Raw genomic sequence first — 18,768 nt, 5'->3', positions numbered from 1 at the left:
CTTAGTTCCTGTGCATGAGGCGGGGGTTGGTCGCGATTGAGATCAAATCAGATGCCAAATTCAGCAGGATATAGCTTGCTGCGAAGATCAGGCAGGACGACTGAACAACCGTGAAATCGCGCTTGGCGACGCTGTCCACCAACAGTTGGCCCATGCCTGGATAGACAAAGACAACTTCGACAATCACGACCCCAGTGATCAAATAGGCCAGGTTGATCGCAATCACCGTGACAATCGGAGCAATCGCATTCGGCAATGCGTGGATCACGATCAAACGGCGTGGGTTTGCCCCTTTTAGCCGAGCCATTTCCACATAAGGCAATGCCAAGACGTTAATGATCGAGGCGCGCGTCATGCGCATCATGTGGGCCATAACGATGACGGTCATGGTTAGCGCAGGCACGAAAGTCAGATATATTCGGTCAGAAAAAGAGGCGCTGTCCGATACCGATGAGATGGAGGGGAACAGGTCCAGCTGAACCGCGAATAGCCATACCAGAATATAGGCCACGAAAAACTCGGGCACTGATATTGCTGTCAATGAGAGGACGTTAATGGATTTATCCAGCCAGGTTTCACGATACAGCGCGGAAACGACGCCCAAAATCAAAGCCATCGGAACAGCCATCAATGCCGCAAATATCGCTAGGAACAGTGTGTTTTTGATCCGTTCACCGATCAGTTCGGTGATCGGCAAACCGGACACGACCGATGTACCCAAATCCCCCTGCAACAAATTTCCCAGCCAGTCGACATAGCGAATATGCGGGGGAACGTCCAAGCCCAATTGCGCGCGAAATGCGGCGACGGTTTCGGGCGTCGCGGACTGTCCCAGAACCTGCTCGGCGGCGTCACCGGGCAAAAGTTCAATCGAAAGAAAGATGACCAGCGATACCACAAAGAGTGTCACCAACCCCAATGCAAGGCGTTGGAGAAGACGTTTCAGAAGAAGATGCATGTTTCGCGCGCTTTAGAAAAAGAGGGTGCCAGGATGGCACCCTTCAGTAGGGGAGATTAGATTAGGCCATCCACCACCGTTCAAGCGGTTTGTACCCGTCAAGCGACCAGTTCGAAGCAACCTGATCTGAGCGGGCGACCTCGGACCGTCGCGCATAGAGGTGGTTGCGGAAGAACGGTACAACTGCACCACCTTTATCACGCAGGATCACCTGAATATCCGAATACATCTGCAATATCCGAATACATCTGCGCCCGCTTGGCCTGATCCAGTTCCGACCGTGCCGCAACCATCAACTGCATGAACTTTTCATCTGAAAACTGCGTTTCGTTCCAAGCGCCACCTGTTTGATAGGCGGTTGACAGGATCATATCCGGCACTGGGCGCGCACCCCAGGCTGAGGTCACAAACGGTTTCTTAAGCCAAACGTCCGACCAGTACCCATCTGCGGGCTCGCGCACGACTTCGAGGTCGATACCTGCCGCTGCCGCGTGTTCGCGATATAAAACAACAGAATCCACCGCCCCTGCGAATATTGAATCGGCGACGCTCAGGCTGACCTTCAGGCTATCCAGACCAGCCTCTTTGATATGGTACTTGGCGCGATCTGGATCGTATTGCCGCTGTTCGATGCTAGCATCATAGAACGGCATTGTCGGTGCGATGGGGTGATCGTTGGCAACGGTACCGTGCCCGCGCAAGACCCGGTCGACCAGCTCTTGCCGGTTGATAGCATATTTCAAAGCCAGCCTGACATTGTTGTCGGTGAACGGTGCCTGCGTCATCTGCATCGCATAGGTCGGGTGGTAGCCGCCTGACATGGTAGTTGACTGTGGCGGTCCCTGTCATTGCAGCGATCTCCTGAAATCTGCGACATTTCCTTTTCAAACATATGGCTTCTGATATTTACTAAATAAAGTGGACACTTTTGTATTCAGAATTCGGAAAGCTGACATAATGGGCATAGATACAGACGAGCTGCGGCTGTTTATCCTCGCGGCAGAATTGCTGAACATTAGCGCAGCCGGACGGAAGCTGGGCATGGCTCCAGCTGTCTCAAGCGCAAAGCTTGCCAAGCTCGAACACAGGGTGGGCTCCGAGCTGTTGCACCGGACCACGCGCAGAGTATCCCTATCTGTCGAGGGCGTTGATTTCCTTCCCTTTGCACGCGAAATGGTTGCGCAGGAGGAGGCGGCGCTTGCTGCGCTAGGACAAGGGTCAGCCAAAGCAAGCGGAACGCTGCGCTTTACTGCTCCCAGCACCTTCGCACAGATCTATATCGCACCAATCCTCCCCGAATTTCTCGACACCTTCCCCGATGTGACGCTGGATTTGCGCATGTCTGACCTTCAGTTCAATCTTATCGAGGGCAGCTATGACCTTGCCCTACGGTATTCCCCGCTCTCAGACACAAGTCTGAAGGGGCGCAAGCTGGCAGATGACAAACGCATACTCTGTGCGTCTCCATCCTACCTTAGGGCCCACGGAACCCCCGCAACCCCCGCCGATTTGGCGCATCACAGGCTTATTGCTTTCAGCAATCTCGATCCAAGGCCCCTAAAATCTGCTCAAGGGGACATAGCGATGTTTGAGTACGGGGACAAAAAGAGCCAATTGATCGTGGATGACGGGCTAACCCAAAAGCGCGCAACAATAGAGGGGGCGGGCATATCGATGAATGCGGTCTGGAGCGTACACGAAGAGCTGTCCTCCGGACTGTTAGAACACGTTCTACCCGATTATGAAGCGGCAGAAGAAAATGTGTTGTGGATGATCTACCCTAAGTCAAATGTACTCTCGCCCAAGGTCCGTGTGTTCATGGACTTTCTCATCGCAAAGATTGGAAAGATCCCGCCTTGGGAGAGTAAGCTTCGCGCGCTTTCAAGGGCCAGCGGCGGTAATGGTCAGTGACCCCAATAAGGTGCATCAGATTTACACGTCACACGCAGCCATAGATGTTCCATAAACGAAGTCGGTTGTCTGAGCAAAGCCGAGCTTGCCTCCAGCCAACCATCCTCTAAACCTATTTAGACCAGTTTATTCTCGGCCCAAGGTGCTCAGATGGCGGAAATCCCTATCAGGTCGTTTATTGCTTCGCTTGTCGCCATTCGACAGACGCACGGGCGTCATGAGGTCCTTCTTCTTAAGTGGACCCAGACGTTGATTGGCGAATGGTGCCAAGTTGCTGGTAGTATTGAGGACGGTGAAACAGCTTGGCAGGCCGCAATTCGAGAACTGGCCGAAGAGACCGGCTTGCGGCCCAGAACTTTGTATTCGGCGGATATTTGCGAGCAGTTTTACGAAGCAGATCGCGATGCCATCACCATGGCACCGGTCTTTATTGCATTCGTAGATGCCACTGCCTAGGTTTCATTGAATCATGAACGCAGCGATTTCCGCTGGGTTTGCTTTGATGATCCGATAGAAATGGTTGCTTTCGGGGGCCAACGGCGCATTCTCCGCTGGATAGAGGACGAATTCGTGAAGCAAAAGCCGAGCAGTCATCTTTTGATCGATCCGGGCTAGGCAATATCGCAAGTCACTAAAAAGTAAGCCTATTTCGGCCGGTTTTCGCGGTAAACACGAAACCCATTCGCCGACAGGAATCATCCGTCAAAACACGGCCACGCTTTGGAAATGCGAATAAGTGGCATGCAACCACTCGGCCAGATCCCCTGAGACACAACTCGATCCGTTGCCGCTGAGCAGGCGTGGCTTGTGAACGACATGAACCCGATCGCAGCCGGACGCCTGCAACGCCAGATCTAATTTGTCCGTTACATCCTCGGCCCGCATATTGGTGCAAAGCTTCCAGGAGATGATGAAGCGGCTATAATCATCCAGGAGCACGCTGAGATAGAACCAACCCCGGCCGATCACCTTGAGATAGGTGAAGTCGGTCTGCCAAAGCTGGTTGATAGCTGTTGTCTTGTGCTGGAACTCTTCTGCCGCCTTAAGGACCATAAAGGCCGGGCTAGTGATCAGATCATGCGCCTTGAGCGTGCGATATACAGTGGATTCCGACACAAAATAGCATTCTTGATCAGTAAAATTCACTGCCAGTTCGCGTGATAACAGCTCCGTTTCCTGCAACGCGAGGGCGACAACCTTGCGCTTCACTTCGGTTGGCACCCGGTTCCAGACGTGCTTTGGTCGCGGCGATTGATCCCGCAGGCCCGCCTCACCACGCTGCAGATAACGATCATACCAGCGGTAGTATGTGGTGCGAGGAATGCCCAGCTTAGCCAATGTCCGACGTGTTGACAGATGGCTTTCTTCCACTAACCGAATGATCTCTAGCTTCTCTGATGCGGCGTACCTCATTCGTGGTTGTCGCCATCCCCGAGCATGCTTTTTTATTAAAAAGGCGCAGCTTAAGCGCCTGTTCAGCGACCACTTCCTTGAGTTCCTTTGCCTCGCTGCGCAGATCCTTGACCTCATCACTTTTTGCAGCCCGCGCTGTGTCCCCGGCCAGACACTTCTTTTCGGCCTCCATAAAGTCCTTGGACCATTTGTAGTAAAGGCCCTGCGACATGCCCTAGCGACGGCGCAGCTCCGCGATACCGTCCTCGCCACGCAGCCCATCAAGCACGATCCGGATCTTCTCTTCACTGGAATACTGCTTGCGTGTGGCGCGCTTGATATCTTTGACGATCTGCTCGCCAGGGCTCTTCGTTGTCTTTCTCATCATACATTCCTTGGTCGTAACAATGAGCAACAAACACTCTCTTGGCAAACAACCCTAAATGGACCCATACGCGCTGACGTCAGACACGTCATAATATCATCTATGGCGATTGGAACCATGGACGACGAACGTCCTTCTTCACCGACCATACTGATCAGACCCCGAGGCATTGCGCGACCATGTCGTATCCAGGGCGCGGCGCATACATCCGCCAAAACAGCTCACTGTTCTCAATATATTGCAACAGAACCATCTTGCACTTATCCAACCAGACGGAAATACAGCAGAGGCAGGCTTTCCAAGTCGCTGATCTGCAACGTGTTACGCGCGCCGAAGATCTGCGGCAGCGCAGTGTTATCAGAGCCGTTCAACCCCACCGCGAACACATCGATCCCGTTTGCCGTCAGCCCCAGAACCGCCTTACGGGTGTCGGCGATCAGGTAATTCGGATCGCTCACATCGATATCCGAAGGCTCGCCATCCGTAATGACCAGAACCAGTTTGCGTCGGGTTTTCTGGGCCGCGATCTCTTGCCCAGCAAAGCGCAGCGCACCCCCCATCCGAGTGGAATATCCCGGACGCAAGCCGGCGAACCGACTTTTGGCCTGAACGTCGTAGGGAAAGCCAAACCCTTTTATCTGGTGGTATTTCAATGCGCTGCGACCATCCGAACAAAAGGCGTGAAGCGCAAAAGGATCTCCCATACCATGCATCGCCTCGGCCAGCAGCGCCGTCGCTTCGCGCTGTAGTTGATAGATGGATTTGGTGGTGCCATTGACAAAATCCTTGGTGGATTCCGAGATATCCTTCAGCACCAGAACCGAAAGATCACGCTGAGAAAAGGCGGTGGTTTCATAAAGACCGATATCGGGGATCTGGCCGCTGCGCAGATCGATACGATGCTGGATGCAGGCATCCAGATCCAACCGGTCGCCTTCGTGCTGGCGTTTCAGACGCCGCGTCTGGCCGATCTTGGATTGGCGCACCAGATTTTCAATCTGCGCCGCCACATCTGCTTGTTTGGCCACGATTGTGTCAATTCTATGCGGCGGAGCCGTCCTGGGCTTAGGTTCGACCAAGGTGACCCAGTTGGCGCGCAAGCTGGCCGCCTTGTGATCCCATTCCGGTAATTTGCAGAGCGGCAAATCCGCATCCTATTCGGAGTTGACCGGGCGGTGCTTGGTCTCGATTTCGTCCAGATCGGGCAGCGATTGCGGGTCGGTGTCAGGATTGTCCTGCTGTTGTTGCTCGATCCTCATCTAAGCTAAAACTGTGTCCGTCTCCTCTTCGGCATCCTCGGGCGGATCGCCAAAATCCCAAATACCCATATTGTCGTCGCTATAGGGCGGTTCGACCACATAGGTCTTGGCGTTAAACTGCAACCGCATCTGCCCGATGTCATTGCCCAGCAGAACGCTGACCCGGCGGATATCCTCGGGGTCCCAATCAGGGCCTGCATCACGGAACATCCGGCGGCCTTGTTGTACCCAGGGATGATCGTCTACGAAATCTTCATCGATAAGAGCGCGCGCATTACGGGCCAGCAGGTTGTTGGTGGCGGGCGCGGTATCGGTCACCACATAGCACACACCGTTCTGATCGGTTTCCTGCACCTCAGCATGGCCTGAAACCGTGTGAAAGGATTTCCACAGTTTCAGCAGCCCGGAATATTTGCGCGCGGCCAGCAGCTCGGCCCGCGTATCTTCCAGAATCGAGACCAGCGCAAACTGAATAGGTTTCAACGCCTTGGGCAGTCGACGCGCACCCATATGCTCGATGTGTGCACCAACATGGGTGATCGCGGCTTTGAATACATCGAGCCAGGCAGCCCATTGGTGAATGGTTACTGTGAAAGTTCAATGCGCGGTTTAGAGGTGAGTTCCTGAATGGAGAAGTCTTCTACTGTCTAGAAGAAGCGCAGATTTTGATCGAAGAATGGAGGAAACACTACAACACAAAACGTCCGCACAGCGCTCTGGGATATAAGCCCCCGGCCCCGGAAACCATCGTTCAAATGGACCAAAGGCCGGTCATGAACTAACAATCAAATTGGACCACACAAATGAGGCTGATCAAAGGCAATCTGTACGTCGTCAGAGGTTGGGGGTTCTGAAATTTGAGAGGTAATTTTAGTCACCCGCTAGGCAGAAAGTTGCATAGTCTGGATTTGGGCCTTCGGTAACGCTCAGGTCATCCTTGTAGGGGGTGAGTAGCAGGGTTGTGACCCCTGAAAACCGGTTTGCCAAGGCGTCCCTATCAATACCCACGGGCAGGGTTCACGACATTGAGCAGTTCCTCACCGCGTATCCAGCGACCGAGGTTTTGCATGAACAACTCGAATGAAGCTTGTTCCCATTCGGCATATACCGATGAGCAATGCGGCGAGATGATCACGTTTTCAAGCGCCCAGAGCGGGCTCGTCTCGGGCAGGGGTTCGGTCTCGAACACATCGAGCGCCGCAGCCGCTATGTGTCCGGCCTTCAGCGCGTCGTGCAGGGCCCTCAGGTCCACTACGCCACCGCGCGAAACATCCGCGAAGATAACGCCGGGCTTCATCGCCGCAATCTCTTGCGCGCCGATCAGACCGCGTGTCCTTGGGGTAAGCGGTGTCGAGACTGCGATGAAATCCGCGCGGGGCAGGAGGTCATGTAATTCATCCGCTGCATGTACCTGATCGACATACTCCATCGGCACGGGGCGGGCGCGGGTTCCCAGAACCTCCATGCCAAAGGCCTTGGCGCGCGCCGCCACCGCCTGACCGGTATGGCCCAGCCCAACGATCAGAAGCGTCTTGCCCGATAACGGTCTAACCATTCGGGTGTTCCAAACCCGGGCGGCCTTGTCCTTTTGCAGCCCCGGTACATCCAGCGTGAAGTGCAAAAAACCGCCGAGGATATACTCGGCCATCATCCCAGCAGCCACGCCTGCGGCATTGGTGATGGTGGTCTTCTGGGGATCCCATTGGCCGTAATGGTCGGTGCCAGCACCGCCATTGGCGATCCAACGTGGGCCATCAGGCCCAATCAACGCATCCCGCGGAAAGCCCGGCGTACCCGCAAAGCGGACAGAATAGGCAATCTCGGGTCGGTAGCTTTCGATCAGGGCAGGAAGCGCCTCATAACTGTTGCATTCGCGGTAATCTGCCTGCGGGTATTCAGCGCGCAACCATCGGACCAGCGGAGTAGTATCGCCGTTATGTAAAACGATACGCGGGGTGTCAGACATGGTTTTCCTCCGTCGGGGCGCAGACAAGCTGAGCCAATTCGTCGAACTTGGCCTCCGGCTGCAATATACGCTCGCGCATTTTCCACATCGCCGTGACGCGAGGCTCGGGGAGTGACGCAGCCATCACACGGAATTTCGCCTCGACTTCACTCAGCGCCATTGGTGCTTCGGGCCCGCCGCGCGCTTGCACATCGCCCGAGGCAAGCCGGGAGCCATCATTCAGTGTGACAACGACATCAGACCACCGCCCGACAGGGAAGCGCTGGCTGTGCCGGGGCTCCTCACGCACCGAGACTTTTGCCAGAACGGCGGCTATCTCCGGATCGCTCAGTGCAGCGCCGGAAATGTCCTTTGGCCCGATGCGGCCATGCACCAGCATCACCGCAAGCGCGAAAGGCAGGGAGTACTGCGCTTGTGATGTGGTCGCGGGCATGTCGGGAAACAGTGCCGCCGCTTGGGAAAACGTGTTCACCTCGATCCGGATTACGTCGTCTGCGCAGAACGCATGATCGCGCATCAGCCCGGACAGGGCATCAAGTGCTGCATGCGCCCAGCGGCAAATCGGATAGGGTTTGATATAGTTCCGTTCAATCGTCCAGACCTCGCCCAGATCAGCCCAGTGCTGGGCAACGTCATCGGCCTCGACCGTGATCGAAGGTGCGCCTTCGAACCCGTCCTGCGCCATCAACGCAGCCATTGAACCGACCAACGCACCCATGCCCGAGCCGTCGTGCAGCATGGTCGGGTTGGCAATCTCGCGCATCATTTGGCTGCGCGGGCCATGGTATTCGGCAATTCCCAACGCGTGGCGGAGATGATCAGGGCTTGCACTTATCAGGCGACAACCCAGTGCAGCCACCCCCAGCGCATTCCATGCACCGGAAGTGTGATAGTCGCTGACCGTCGCATGAAGAGCCAAGGCAGCCCGCGCGGCGATCTCATAGGACATGACCAGCGCAATCAGCGCATCGTGTGCGGTCAGTTCCGACCGGGCTTCGGCGAAGGCAAAAAGAGCGGGAACCACGGCGCATCCGATATGGCCCTTGGTCGGGTTATATCCGTCATGGGCATCGAGATTGTCGATCTGCGTGGCCGCGGCAAAGGCGGCCCCCGGGACCGAAGCACGGCGGCCATCGAACATTATGTGGGCGGCGTGATCCGGGGCACCTGCGCCGTGAAAGGCAAACGCATGATCGCGCGCGATCCGCCCTGCTTCCATGTCGGCGGCCCCTGCCGCCACGCCAACCGTGTCAATAAGCAGCGTTGCTGACATGTTAATCGCGCTTTGCGGCATGTCCCGGCGCGAGAGCACAAATTCTGCGATTTTATCAAAACTCATAGCAGCGTTCTCTCCAAGAGCTGGCCATATCCCGGCAAGGCCTCACTGAAACCTGCAAGCTGCATGGCCTGAAAAGCCATCGCCTGATTTGACGTGATGACCGGTTTGCCTACAGCCTGCTCAAGACGCGCGATAATCTCGACGCTGCGCATGTCAGTACAGGACAGCACAATCGCTTCGGCCTTGGGATGGTTGGCGGCAAGGCCCAGATCAAACACCGCCTGCGGGTCCAGATCACCTTGACCGTAATTGTCGAGCTTACCACTCACCTCCGACCGGGCTACGGTTTCAATACCGGATGCGGCCAGAAATCTGATGGCCATGTCGTTTATCGTGGGCACGTAAGGCGAGGCAAAACCGATGCGGGTCGTGCCCAGAGTTTGCAGCGCATGCACCAATGCCCCAGCTGCCGTTACCGTCTCGGCCCCGCTTTGGACTTTGATCCGCTCAGCGAGTCCCCGGTCGAAGGCCGGGCCATGGGTCAGCGTGGCTGAGGTGCAGCCATACATGATTACATCCGGGCGCACGCCCTGCAGCAGGCCCAAAGGCTCGTCCAGATCGGCCGCGCCAAGCCCGTGCATTTGGTCAGCATCCGGAATCTCATCCTGATCATAGCCCCCCATTCGGGCGAAATGCAGCGATACACCATCGGGCCGCAGCAGCACCATGTCAGGTTCGAGATTGGTGTTGGTGAAAGGCACCAGAATGCCAAAGCGGGCGCGTCCGCGTGAACTGTTCATGGCGTTTCCTCCTTTGCCCAGCGTTCCAATAACCCGGCTGCGATGTCGAGATGACCTGCGACACCAATGGTCGCGCGCAGGCAATTGGCAAGCCCGGCGCCGCCCTGTGGACGTAGAAAGACACCTTCGCTGCGCAGCGCTTCATCGGCGCGACTTGCCGCCTCGGGGTTAGCCATTCGGATCAGCACGAAATTGGTGTAGCTTTCAGGCACGTCAAACCCGGCCTGTCGTAGCCTGATCCGAAACCTGTCGCGCAATGCAGCCGTTTCGCTGCAGGTTGCGACCATATAAGCCTGATCCGCCAACGCAGCAGCGGCAGCGGCCTGTCCAGCGACCGATATGTTGTTGGGGTTCATGACTTTACGAAGCTCGCGCGCGATGTTGAGAGGGAACAGGCCCCAGCCCACCCGCATTCCGGCCAGACCGTATGCCTTGGAGAAGGTGCGCAGAACTACCGTGTCGCCCCGCGCGACCAGATCGAACATGTGCTCACCCAGATGATCGGCAAATTCACCATAGGCTTCATCGATCACTAGCAATATATTGCCCGGCAATCCGTCGCGAAGGCGCAATAGCTCGGCGCGCGGGATGCGGGTACCGCTGGGGTTGCCGGGATTGGCAACAATTACGATGCGTGTGTTTGGCCGGACAGCCTTTAGTAGGGCATCCACCGATACGCTGCCATTCTCCTCGGGGGCAGTGTCGAAACGCGCCCGCACCAGTTGCGCGGCAGTTCGGAAGAACGGATAGGCATGCGCCGGGGCCAGTACTGCATTTCGCTCATCGGCAAAGACATGCGTCAGGCCAGCGATCAGTTCCATCGACCCATTGCCGCAAAGGATGCCCTCGGCCGGGATGCCGTGCAGTGCGGACAGGGCAGCACGCAGTTCGCCCCAGTCCGGATCGGGGTAAAGATGCGCCGCCTCCAAAGCCTTGGCAGCAGCCTGGATCGCACGCGGGCTGGGCGGGCGCAGGCTTTCGTTCTGCGACAGCGAGATCAGGCGCTTGCCTTCGGGCGCATTCAGTTCAGCCAGAGCATATGGCGACATAGCATTGATATGGGCGACGGGGTTGATCATGGATCGATACCATAAATTTCGCGCGCCATTTTTTGACTTATCAGTCCCTCTTCAAGGTCGCGCTGAACATCTTCGCACGGACGATCCTGCGGATCCCCAAAGCCGCCACCCCCCGGAGTTTCAAAGATCAGAGTTTCGCCCGCCTTCACCCGGACCTCGCCCTTGCCTGGCAGGTCAGGTCCGTCCTTGCCAATGCGGATGCGCCCAGGTGCACCTTCTTCTCCGCCGAACCGGCCCCGCGCGGGGTTCAAGACCCGTTCAACCGAAAGGAATAGCATGAAATCCTCGTCCTTTGACGAACGCATTTCGATATGCTGTCCCAATCCTCCACGTGTCCGTCCGGACCCGCCGCTGTCCGGCTTGAGCTCACGCCGGGTGATCAGAACCGGCGCGACCGCTTCGGTGGTTTCCACCTGGCTTCCCCAGACGCCCGACGGAAAGGCGGTGGCCGACAAGCCGTCCAGACCGGGCCGCGCGCCTGTTCCGCCGCTGAACACAAGCTCTAACGCAAACTGCTCATCGCCGCGCGAAACCGCCTCGGGCGCATGCCGAAGGGGTAAATCATACATACACGATGCCCCTTCGGCCGGTACGGAATCCGGCACAGCCTGCGAGAGGCAGCCATAGACCAGATCGGGCGTCATCTGCCCCAGCGTATGACGCATGGCCACTGGTGCGGGAGGCTGAGCGTTCAGGATACAATCCTTCGGCCCGGTTACGTGAAATGGTGCAAGTGAGCCTGCATTGTTTGGAATATCCGGCCCGATTATGCAGCGAAGGGCAAAGACCGAATAGGCGGTCGCATAGTTGAGCGGCACGTTGATGCCCTTGCTGGACAGCCCCGATGTTCCGGTGAAATCCAGCTCAACACGATCCTCGCCGATGCTCAGGGCTGCGTGCAGATCAATCTCACGCTCATAACCGTCCACCTTCAGCACATTGCGCCACGTCCCTTTCGGAAGTTCTGCGATGGCTTCAACGGAAGCGCGATATGAGGCGTCGATGATATAGTCGGCAAGTTCATCCAAATGGTCTATGCCGAACTCATCCATCATGCCCGCAAGCCGCTTAGCGCCAGCTTCGCAACACGCGATCAGCGCATAGATATCGCCCTCGTTGGCGACGGGTTCGCGTGAGTTGGCTTTGACGATCTCCATCAGGAGGGTGTTCAACACACCCTCGTCCATCAGTTTGCAGGGCGGGATGAGCAGACCTTCGTCATAGATATCTGCACCCTCAGGGCCCATGCCTAGCCCACCCAGATCGACCAAATGCGAGGTACAGGAAGTGAAGCCAACCACCTGATCCCGGTGGAACACCGGCATCAACAGCAAGAAATCGTTCAGATGCCCCGAGGCGATCCATGGATCGTTGGTAAGGTAGATATCTCCCGGCCGCATGTCCTGAAGCCGGAAGCGACCGCGCAATGTTTTTACGGCCTCGGCCATAGTGTTGATATGGCCCGGTGTGCCGGTCACCGCCTGTGCCAACATGCGACCCTGCAGGTCGAAGATACCAGCTGAAATGTCCCCGCATTCTCGCACGATAGGGCTGAAAGCCGCACGGATCAGCGCCTGTCCCTGTTCTTCAACCACGGCCAGAAGCCGGTTCCACATCACCTGAAGACGCGTGTTTGTAGTGTTCATCGGTTGCCCTCCCGATTGCGTGTGAGCCAGATATTTAGGCCGCCATCGATTTCGGCGGAGAAATCGGCGCTCACGAAAGTTGTGGTCTGCGGCTCGATGATCAGGGCGGGCCCGCCCAATTGATCGCCCGGGCGAAGCGCAGAGCGATCAAAAAGGTCCGCGTTGCGCCATTCACTGGATACCTCACACAAGATTTGGCGCTGACCGGTTGGTTGCGCAGGCTGTTTCGCAAGAACTTCAGAATGGGACGTAAGCGCGGGCGACTCCGAAGAGACCTCAAGAGCCCAGTTCAGGATCTCGACCGTCATTCCTGGAACGGCACGGCTGAACTGGTGGCTGTATTCCTTTTCGAATGCCCCAAGCAATGCAGGCATGTCTGTCTTTTCCAGCGCCCGGTCAGGCAGTGGGATTTCAATCTCGTGCCCTTGCCCGTGATAGCGCATGAAAGCCCGCCGTCGTCGGGTCAGCCGTCCCTCAGGCGCGCCTGCCCTTACCACAGCCTCAGCTTCTTCAATCATCGCGTCAAAGAAGGCGTTGAGCGCGTCAAGATCGAGCGCCTCAAGCGTGGCATAGCGCGACCGTATGATCTCAAAAGATACGGGTGCGAACAGAAATCCGACCGCTGAGCCCACGCCGGGATCGCGCGGGATCAGGATGCGATCAACCTGCGCGCGCCTTGCAACCCGAGTTGCATGCAAGGGTCCATTCCCACCGAAAGCGATCATCAGCCTCGCGGCCAAATCCTTGCCCGATTCCACCGCGTGCATCCGCCCGGCGGCGGCCATGTTCTCATCGACAATTTCGCTGACCCCATTTGCCACCTGCACCGCGCCAAGCCCCAGAATCTCTCCAATACCCGAGGCAAGCGCCGTTTTCGCCGCGTCCATATCGATCCTAAGCCGCCCTTCGGCAAAGCGCTCGGGTTCGATCAGGCCTTGCACGACATCGGCATCTGTCACTGTCGGTTCAGTTCCGCCCTTGGCAAAGGCGGCCGGCCCGGGCTCAGACCCTGCGCTTTCTGGTCCGACCTGCAGGCGATACAACCGGTCCACATGCGCGATAGATCCGCCGCCCGCGCCAATCTCGATCATCTCGATCACCGGAATGCGTACCGGCATGCCAGAGCCTTTGATGAACCGCGCAGCGCGCGCGATTTCAAATTTGCGGGCTGCCTGTGGGCGATACTGGTCAATCAGGCAAAGCTTGGCCGTGGTGCCGCCCATGTCGAAACTCAACACCTCGCGCTCGCTCGTCTCAGCAGCGAGGCGCGCGGCCAGAATGGCCCCGCCCGCAGGACCGGATTCAACCAACCGGATGGGCAGACGCGCTGCGGTTTCTATCGTCGTCATGCCCCCGGCCGCAGTCATCATCAGGATTGGGCAAGTCAATCCTTCTTGGTTAAATCGCGCTTGGAAATCAGCCAGATAGCTGGCCATCTGCGGTTGGATATAAGCGTTGGCAATCGTGGTCGAGAGCCGGTCGAACTCACGCGCCTCGGGGCTGACTTCGTGCGATAGCGAGATCACGAGATCGGGCAACCTCGCGCGCAGAAGATCACGCAACCGCAGCTCATGCGCCGGGTTGGCATATGCATGCATCAGGCAAATCGCCACGGCCTCGGCGCCACAGGCCACAAGCTCTGCGGCCAATCGGGAAACGGCCTCCTCTTCAAGCGGTTGCAATTCCTGCGCGCGTGCATCCATCCGTCCGCCGATCGTAAAGGCACGCGAACGCGGCACGATCAGATCAGGTTTGACAAGGTTGATCTCGTACTGGTTGAAGCGGCGCTCATAGGCGATCTCGAGAATATCGCGAAACCCCTCGCTCGTGACTGTTGCCACAACCGCACCGCGCCGCTCGATCAAAGCATTGGTGGCCAGGGTCGTGCCATGGATGAAACCACCGATCTGTGACCATTCCGACCCGGATTCAGCTAACACATGTTTTGCACCCGCAAGTGCTCCTAGGGTCGGGTTTTCTATGGTGGTCGGTGTTTTAGTGGTGGCAAGGATATGCCCCCGGCCATCAACCAGAACCGTATCGGTGAAAGTACCGCCGATATCGACGGCAAGGCGTAGCCCGTTCTCTTCGCGCATGTAGGGATACCAGAAAAGGAGAAAAGTCAGAGGGAATGCAGACTCTCGCTCCGGCACCAGCCGAAGCGACAAAAACCAGCTTCACGTCAGACGACGAGATCGCAGCCGGTCGCCCGGCGTCCCTGATTTTCAGTCATGCATCGCGCCATAAATGACCGCTCTCACGCTTTTCCGTTCCGAAAAAATGCTGCCCGAGCATGGGACGGGCTGTCAACAGAAATGTGAAAAATGTTCGGTGGGCATCTGCGATTGCCATGGTAATTGCAGATAGCAGCAATCCACTCACAATTCGGCGTTCGTTCTTTAGGAAATTATCCTAAAACTAATACACGTTATCTCGGAATTTCAGACCTTTGGGCGGTTCTGAAGCTTTCAAATAGCTCACGAGCCAAACTCCATCGCCGCAACCATCCTATCTGCCAGAGAAGACCGGCTAATTTCGCTGTTTCCAGAACCTACGGAAGAAACGCTTGTGCGCGGCGGCTTCAGCAAACAGCCATGACTTGAACTGCGTCAAGGCGTTTGATCCACGAGAGTTCTCAGGCTGAACAAAATAATAGGAGTCCGGAGAAGGCAGGCGCGTTTGGAAGGGACTAACGAGTGACGAATTCTCGATGTACTGCCATGCGGTAACTTCGTCTCCAATTGTTACACCATCGCCCCGCGCTGCGGCCGCGAGGCACAATGAAGACCGGTTATAAATGCGTCCAGCGTCGGGGTTCAGGCTGCGGTCGCCAATTGCCTCTCGAAAGGCGCGCCACCAGAACCGGGTCTGATCGTGGATCAGGTCGGGTTCGGGTATGTCGGATAGCTGCGGCGAACGATTCAGCGCTTGAAAGTAATGAGGGGCGGCCACGGGAAAGAAGGAATTAGTAAGGAGTGGGTCAAACCGGCAGCCGGTCCAGTCTCCTCGACCCCAGATCACCGCGCAATCGTAGTTTTGTTCGGGTGGTTTGTTCATAGCAACCTCGACCGAGATCGAAATTCTGGTATTAGGCCAAGTTGCTTCAAACCGGCGGAGGCGAGGGAACAGCCAGAGCTCGGTGAAGTCCGCATCCCCATAGAACCGGATCTGTTCGGGCGCGGTATCTTTTGCGTGGCGCAATCCTGTTTCGATACGGCTAAACGCATCAGTGGCCAGATCCGCGACTTGCCGCCCGAACGGCGTGATCTCGACTCGCCTGTGAAACCGCATAAACAGAGGTTGACCAAGTTCAGCCTCAAGCAAAGCGATCTGTTTGCTGACGGCCGATTGCGTGACACCCAAACGCTCGGCCGCTTTTGAGAACCCGCCTTCCCGGGCGACCGCGGTCAGGACACGCAACGCGTTGAGATTTGGCAAGCTTCGTTCTGGCATGAGGAAAACTCTCACAATGCAGGAATATTTCGAATTTGACTGAGTTTTCAGCTTTTATCAATCTGTGGCGAAACGACTTGTGGAGGCTCCCTTGGCCCAGATTTTCCCGTTTACTGATCCGGTAGTGGCAGAAGAAACCCCGCCGACGCAATTTTTGCGCGGAGAAGGGGTTCGTGTCTTCGACGCAAAGGGCAAAACCTATATCGACGCAGTGTCGGCCCTTTGGTGTGCGTCGCTCGGTTTCACCCCCGAACGATTGACGCGCGCGATGACAGACCAGATGGGTAAATTGGCCTATTACCATTCGTTCATGGGGCGCACGCCGGAAGTTGCAGATCAACTGGCAGCTCGGCTGGTTGCGCGCTTGCCGGGGATGGATCGGGTGTTTTTTGGCACCTCGGGATCCGAGGCTGTGGAAACGGCATCGAAATTTGTCCGGTACTACTGGAACGCAGAGGATCGCCCGCAGAAAAAGCGCATCATCGCTCGCGAGGGCGCATATCACGGGTCAGGTCAGATGAGCGCAGCGCTGACGGGTTTGGCCTATTGTCATGACGGGTTCGATCTGCCGCTGGACGCGGTCTTGCGCACCGGGCGACCCCATTACCTGCGCGATGCAGAACCAGGTGAGAGCGAGATCGATTTCTCCAAACGCCGCGCCCGTGAACTTGACGCGCTGATTAAAGCCGCTGATCCCGGGACGGTCGGGGCGTTTATCGGCGAGCCTGTGATGGGAGCCGGAGGCGTAATCCTTCCGCCCAAGGGATATTGGGCGGAAATCCAGAACGTTCTGGCCAAGCACAATATCCTGCTAATCGCTGATGAGATCATCTGCGGGTTCGGGCGAACCGGCGAATGGTTTGCCTGTGAAACCTACGACATTCATCCCGACATGATGACAGTGGCAAAACAGTTGACGGCCTCGGTCTTCCCGATGTCCGCGGTTGCGGTGTCGGGCAAAGTCTATGATGCGATTGAATCTCTGGGTCACAGCAATGGAACATTGGGCCATGGTGTCACTTACGGAGGCCATCCGGTTGGGGCGGCGGTCGCGCTGGAATGCCTCGATATATATGAAGAGATGGATTTACCCGCGCATGTCGGGCGTCTCGGTCAACGGATCACGGATGGATTGGCGCCTTTGCGCACAAATCCTGGAGTATTGGATGTACGCAATCAAGGCATGTTGGCCGCAGTCGAATTCGAGACCGACGCGCAGGCGCGTGCTGTGGGTGAAGAAGCTGAACGTCTTGGTGTGTTCTTTCGGATCATCGGACCGGTTCTGGCGATTGCGCCACCGTACACATGCACTGACGCGGAAATCGATCAGATCACCTCGATCATGAGGCAGTCGGTTCAGGCCCAGTTGACTGACGCATGAACTAATTGACCTATCTGTCAGCGACTGAGGCATTGGCGGCATTCCGGCAGCGTAAATTGTCGCCAGTTGAGGTTACGGATGCCGTCATTGCCCTGGCTGAACGGACAGAGCCAGAGATAAACGCGCTTACCTATACCGATTTCGACTAAGCCCGCGCCGTTGCTCGTGAGGCCGAGGCGCGGTATTTGGGAAAAGGTTCTCAGCCTCTACATCCGTTGGATGGCATTTGCATCGCAGTCAAGGATTCCGATCATGTCGCAGGACAACCAACCTCTGGTGGTTCACTCCTGTGGGAAGACGTGCCACAACCCGTCACGTCGCCCATAGATCAACGGGTATTGGAGGCAGGTGGTATTGTGCACGCTCGTAGTGCCGCGCCCGAGTATTCCTGTGCTGCGGTTACATGGCCGAAACGCTGGGGCATCCCGCGCAATCCGTGGAATCCAGATATGACCCCTGGCGGGTCTTCAGGCATAGCCTGTGCCGCGCTGGCAGCGGGTTCGACAACGCTTGCCACCGGGTCCGATATCGCAGGATCGATCAGAATCCCTGCCGCCTGTTTTGGCGTGGTCGGTTACAAACCACCACGTGGACGAAACCCTGTGGACGCGCCGTTCAACCTGGATGGCTATTGTCACATCGGCCCAGTGGCGCGAACAGTTGCGGATACTTTGCTGTTTCAAAATCTGCTGCCGGCACACATCCGGATGATCTAACAATGCTGCCCTTTCAACGGATCGCGCCGGCTTCAGTCAGCGCCAGGGGACTTCGCATAGCAGTGTGGCCGGACTTAGGGTTACTCCCGGTCGATCTAGAAATCGCTGCCGCGCTGGAGCAGGCTGTTCGGGTGTTCCAAGATATGGGCGCCGAGGTTGAAAAGGTTGATTTGCCGTGGGCGACTGATGTGCTGGAAATAACCCTGACGCATCTCAGGCTCATCTTCGGCAGCTCCATTGCGCCTGAAACCGTACAGGACTGGGATGAGCTGACACTCTTTGCGCTTGTATTTGTGCTAGCCGAGCCGGAGGGAACACCCAAAGACTATTTTACTGCGCTAACAACATCCGGTCCTGTCTGATCCTGTTTCGCAGGCAAAAAATCGGGTGCCCTCTGCCATACAGTGTCTGACGTCATGTTCTTACACCTTTTCTTTTGCGACAAGTTTCAACGCATTTTCTGCCGCTTCCAACGCACCTTCCAGATAGCCCCCGAATTGAGGGGCCACTTCAGTGCCCGCAAACAACAGACGATCATCCCAG

The 18,768-nt window shown here is 56.8% G+C and carries 18 protein-coding genes and 4 pseudogenes; 7 read left to right on the top strand and 15 right to left on the bottom strand.

Annotated features, from left to right (window positions below; translation table 11 throughout):
• Nucleotide 1: 1 nt before the first annotated feature.
• The 3 genes from ACR0NN_RS24240 to ACR0NN_RS24230 form a co-directional block, all read right to left on the bottom strand.
• Complete coding sequence (locus tag ACR0NN_RS24240) at nucleotides 2–958, bottom strand: ABC transporter permease (RefSeq protein ID WP_170727041.1); 957 nt, start codon at nucleotides 956–958, stop codon at nucleotides 2–4.
• 61 nt (nucleotides 959–1,019) lie between these two features.
• Nucleotides 1,020–1,187 (bottom strand): periplasmic substrate-binding domain-containing protein, encoded by a 168-nt coding sequence (locus ACR0NN_RS24235; protein ID WP_170727039.1) that lies wholly within the window; start codon nucleotides 1,185–1,187, stop codon nucleotides 1,020–1,022.
• Nucleotides 1,156–1,779 carry an ABC transporter substrate-binding protein gene (locus ACR0NN_RS24230; protein WP_170727036.1) on the bottom strand — a complete coding sequence of 208 codons (624 nt, stop codon included), beginning with the start codon at nucleotides 1,777–1,779 and terminating at the stop codon, nucleotides 1,156–1,158. The genes ACR0NN_RS24235 and ACR0NN_RS24230 overlap by 32 nt, the downstream gene beginning before the upstream one ends.
• A 136-nt stretch (nucleotides 1,780–1,915) precedes the next feature.
• Here ACR0NN_RS24230 and ACR0NN_RS24225 point away from each other — a divergent pair, with 136 nt between their 5' ends.
• Nucleotides 1,916–2,869, top strand: a complete 954-nt coding sequence (locus tag ACR0NN_RS24225) for a LysR family transcriptional regulator (protein WP_480685758.1) — start codon at nucleotides 1,916–1,918, stop codon at nucleotides 2,867–2,869.
• A 150-nt stretch (nucleotides 2,870–3,019) separates the two neighbouring features.
• Complete coding sequence (locus ACR0NN_RS24220) at nucleotides 3,020–3,325, top strand: NUDIX domain-containing protein (RefSeq protein WP_480685757.1); 306 nt, start codon at nucleotides 3,020–3,022, stop codon at nucleotides 3,323–3,325.
• A gap of 3 nt (nucleotides 3,326–3,328) precedes the next feature.
• Here the strand turns inward: ACR0NN_RS24220 and ACR0NN_RS24215 are convergent, their stop codons facing one another.
• The 4 genes and pseudogenes from ACR0NN_RS24215 to ACR0NN_RS24200 all read right to left on the bottom strand — a co-directional run bounded on the left by ACR0NN_RS24215 (nucleotide 3,329) and on the right by ACR0NN_RS24200 (nucleotide 6,388).
• A complete protein-coding gene (locus tag ACR0NN_RS24215; RefSeq protein ID WP_480685756.1) occupies nucleotides 3,329–3,463 on the bottom strand; it encodes a hypothetical protein in 135 nt (44 codons plus the stop codon).
• Nucleotides 3,464–3,613: 150 nt separating this feature from the next.
• Nucleotides 3,614–4,649: pseudogene (locus tag ACR0NN_RS24210) on the bottom strand (DDE-type integrase/transposase/recombinase); the annotation flags it as partial.
• Nucleotides 4,650–4,906: 257 nt separating this feature from the next.
• The gene (locus ACR0NN_RS24205) at nucleotides 4,907–5,674 is read right to left on the bottom strand and encodes a VWA domain-containing protein (RefSeq protein WP_170727030.1); all 768 of its coding nucleotides are present in this window, start codon (nucleotides 5,672–5,674) and stop codon (nucleotides 4,907–4,909) included.
• A 231-nt stretch (nucleotides 5,675–5,905) separates the two neighbouring features.
• Nucleotides 5,906–6,388, bottom strand: a complete 483-nt coding sequence (locus ACR0NN_RS24200; protein ID WP_480685753.1) for a hypothetical protein — start codon at nucleotides 6,386–6,388, stop codon at nucleotides 5,906–5,908.
• A gap of 69 nt (nucleotides 6,389–6,457) precedes the next feature.
• Here ACR0NN_RS24200 and ACR0NN_RS24195 point away from each other — a divergent pair.
• Nucleotides 6,458–6,687: pseudogene (locus ACR0NN_RS24195) on the top strand (integrase core domain-containing protein); the annotation flags it as partial.
• Between the two features lie 215 nt (nucleotides 6,688–6,902).
• Here ACR0NN_RS24195 and ACR0NN_RS24190 read toward each other — a convergent pair.
• The 7 genes from ACR0NN_RS24190 to ACR0NN_RS24160 all read right to left on the bottom strand — a co-directional run bounded on the left by ACR0NN_RS24190 (nucleotide 6,903) and on the right by ACR0NN_RS24160 (nucleotide 16,128).
• The gene (locus tag ACR0NN_RS24190; protein ID WP_170727024.1) at nucleotides 6,903–7,871 is read right to left on the bottom strand and encodes a D-2-hydroxyacid dehydrogenase; all 969 of its coding nucleotides are present in this window, start codon (nucleotides 7,869–7,871) and stop codon (nucleotides 6,903–6,905) included.
• Nucleotides 7,864–9,210 (bottom strand): MmgE/PrpD family protein, encoded by a 1,347-nt coding sequence (locus ACR0NN_RS24185; protein WP_170727023.1) that lies wholly within the window; start codon nucleotides 9,208–9,210, stop codon nucleotides 7,864–7,866. The genes ACR0NN_RS24190 and ACR0NN_RS24185 overlap by 8 nt, the downstream gene beginning before the upstream one ends.
• Complete coding sequence (locus ACR0NN_RS24180) at nucleotides 9,207–9,950, bottom strand: aspartate racemase/maleate isomerase family protein (protein ID WP_170727021.1); 744 nt, start codon at nucleotides 9,948–9,950, stop codon at nucleotides 9,207–9,209. Before ACR0NN_RS24180 ends, ACR0NN_RS24185 begins: the two co-directional genes overlap by 4 nt.
• The gene (locus ACR0NN_RS24175) at nucleotides 9,947–11,029 is read right to left on the bottom strand and encodes an aminotransferase class I/II-fold pyridoxal phosphate-dependent enzyme (RefSeq protein ID WP_170727018.1); all 1,083 of its coding nucleotides are present in this window, start codon (nucleotides 11,027–11,029) and stop codon (nucleotides 9,947–9,949) included. The genes ACR0NN_RS24180 and ACR0NN_RS24175 overlap by 4 nt, the downstream gene beginning before the upstream one ends.
• Entirely contained in the window at nucleotides 11,026–12,675 is a 1,650-nt protein-coding gene (locus ACR0NN_RS24170; RefSeq protein ID WP_480685751.1) for a hydantoinase B/oxoprolinase family protein, read from the bottom strand. The genes ACR0NN_RS24175 and ACR0NN_RS24170 overlap by 4 nt, the downstream gene beginning before the upstream one ends.
• The gene (locus tag ACR0NN_RS24165; RefSeq protein WP_480685749.1) at nucleotides 12,672–14,771 is read right to left on the bottom strand and encodes a hydantoinase/oxoprolinase family protein; all 2,100 of its coding nucleotides are present in this window, start codon (nucleotides 14,769–14,771) and stop codon (nucleotides 12,672–12,674) included. Before ACR0NN_RS24165 ends, ACR0NN_RS24170 begins: the two co-directional genes overlap by 4 nt.
• Nucleotides 14,772–15,204: 433 nt before the next feature.
• Nucleotides 15,205–16,128 (bottom strand): LysR substrate-binding domain-containing protein, encoded by a 924-nt coding sequence (locus tag ACR0NN_RS24160; protein ID WP_170727006.1) that lies wholly within the window; start codon nucleotides 16,126–16,128, stop codon nucleotides 15,205–15,207.
• A gap of 91 nt (nucleotides 16,129–16,219) precedes the next feature.
• Between ACR0NN_RS24160 and ACR0NN_RS24155 the strand changes: the two genes are divergently transcribed.
• The 4 genes and pseudogenes from ACR0NN_RS24155 to ACR0NN_RS24140 all read left to right on the top strand — a co-directional run bounded on the left by ACR0NN_RS24155 (nucleotide 16,220) and on the right by ACR0NN_RS24140 (nucleotide 18,587).
• Nucleotides 16,220–17,509, top strand: coding sequence for an aminotransferase class III-fold pyridoxal phosphate-dependent enzyme (locus tag ACR0NN_RS24155; protein WP_170727004.1), 1,290 nt, complete (start codon nucleotides 16,220–16,222; stop codon nucleotides 17,507–17,509).
• 5 nt (nucleotides 17,510–17,514) lie between these two features.
• Nucleotides 17,515–17,658: an amidase gene (locus ACR0NN_RS24150; RefSeq protein ID WP_170727000.1), complete on the top strand. Its 144-nt coding sequence runs from the start codon at nucleotides 17,515–17,517 to the stop codon at nucleotides 17,656–17,658.
• Nucleotides 17,659–17,673: 15 nt separating this feature from the next.
• A pseudogene (locus tag ACR0NN_RS24145) lies at nucleotides 17,674–18,225 on the top strand (amidase family protein); the annotation flags it as partial.
• A 2-nt stretch (nucleotides 18,226–18,227) separates the two neighbouring features.
• Nucleotides 18,228–18,587: an amidase gene (locus ACR0NN_RS24140; RefSeq protein WP_170726996.1), complete on the top strand. Its 360-nt coding sequence runs from the start codon at nucleotides 18,228–18,230 to the stop codon at nucleotides 18,585–18,587.
• Nucleotides 18,588–18,647: 60 nt separating this feature from the next.
• Here ACR0NN_RS24140 and ACR0NN_RS24135 read toward each other — a convergent pair.
• Nucleotides 18,648–18,768 (bottom strand): annotated as a pseudogene (locus ACR0NN_RS24135) (amine oxidase); the annotation flags it as partial.

This window comes from Ruegeria sp. BA2 (genome assembly GCF_056539605.1).
Note: the sequence above shows the minus strand (reverse complement) of the source record. Positions and strands in the feature narration are given on the sequence as shown.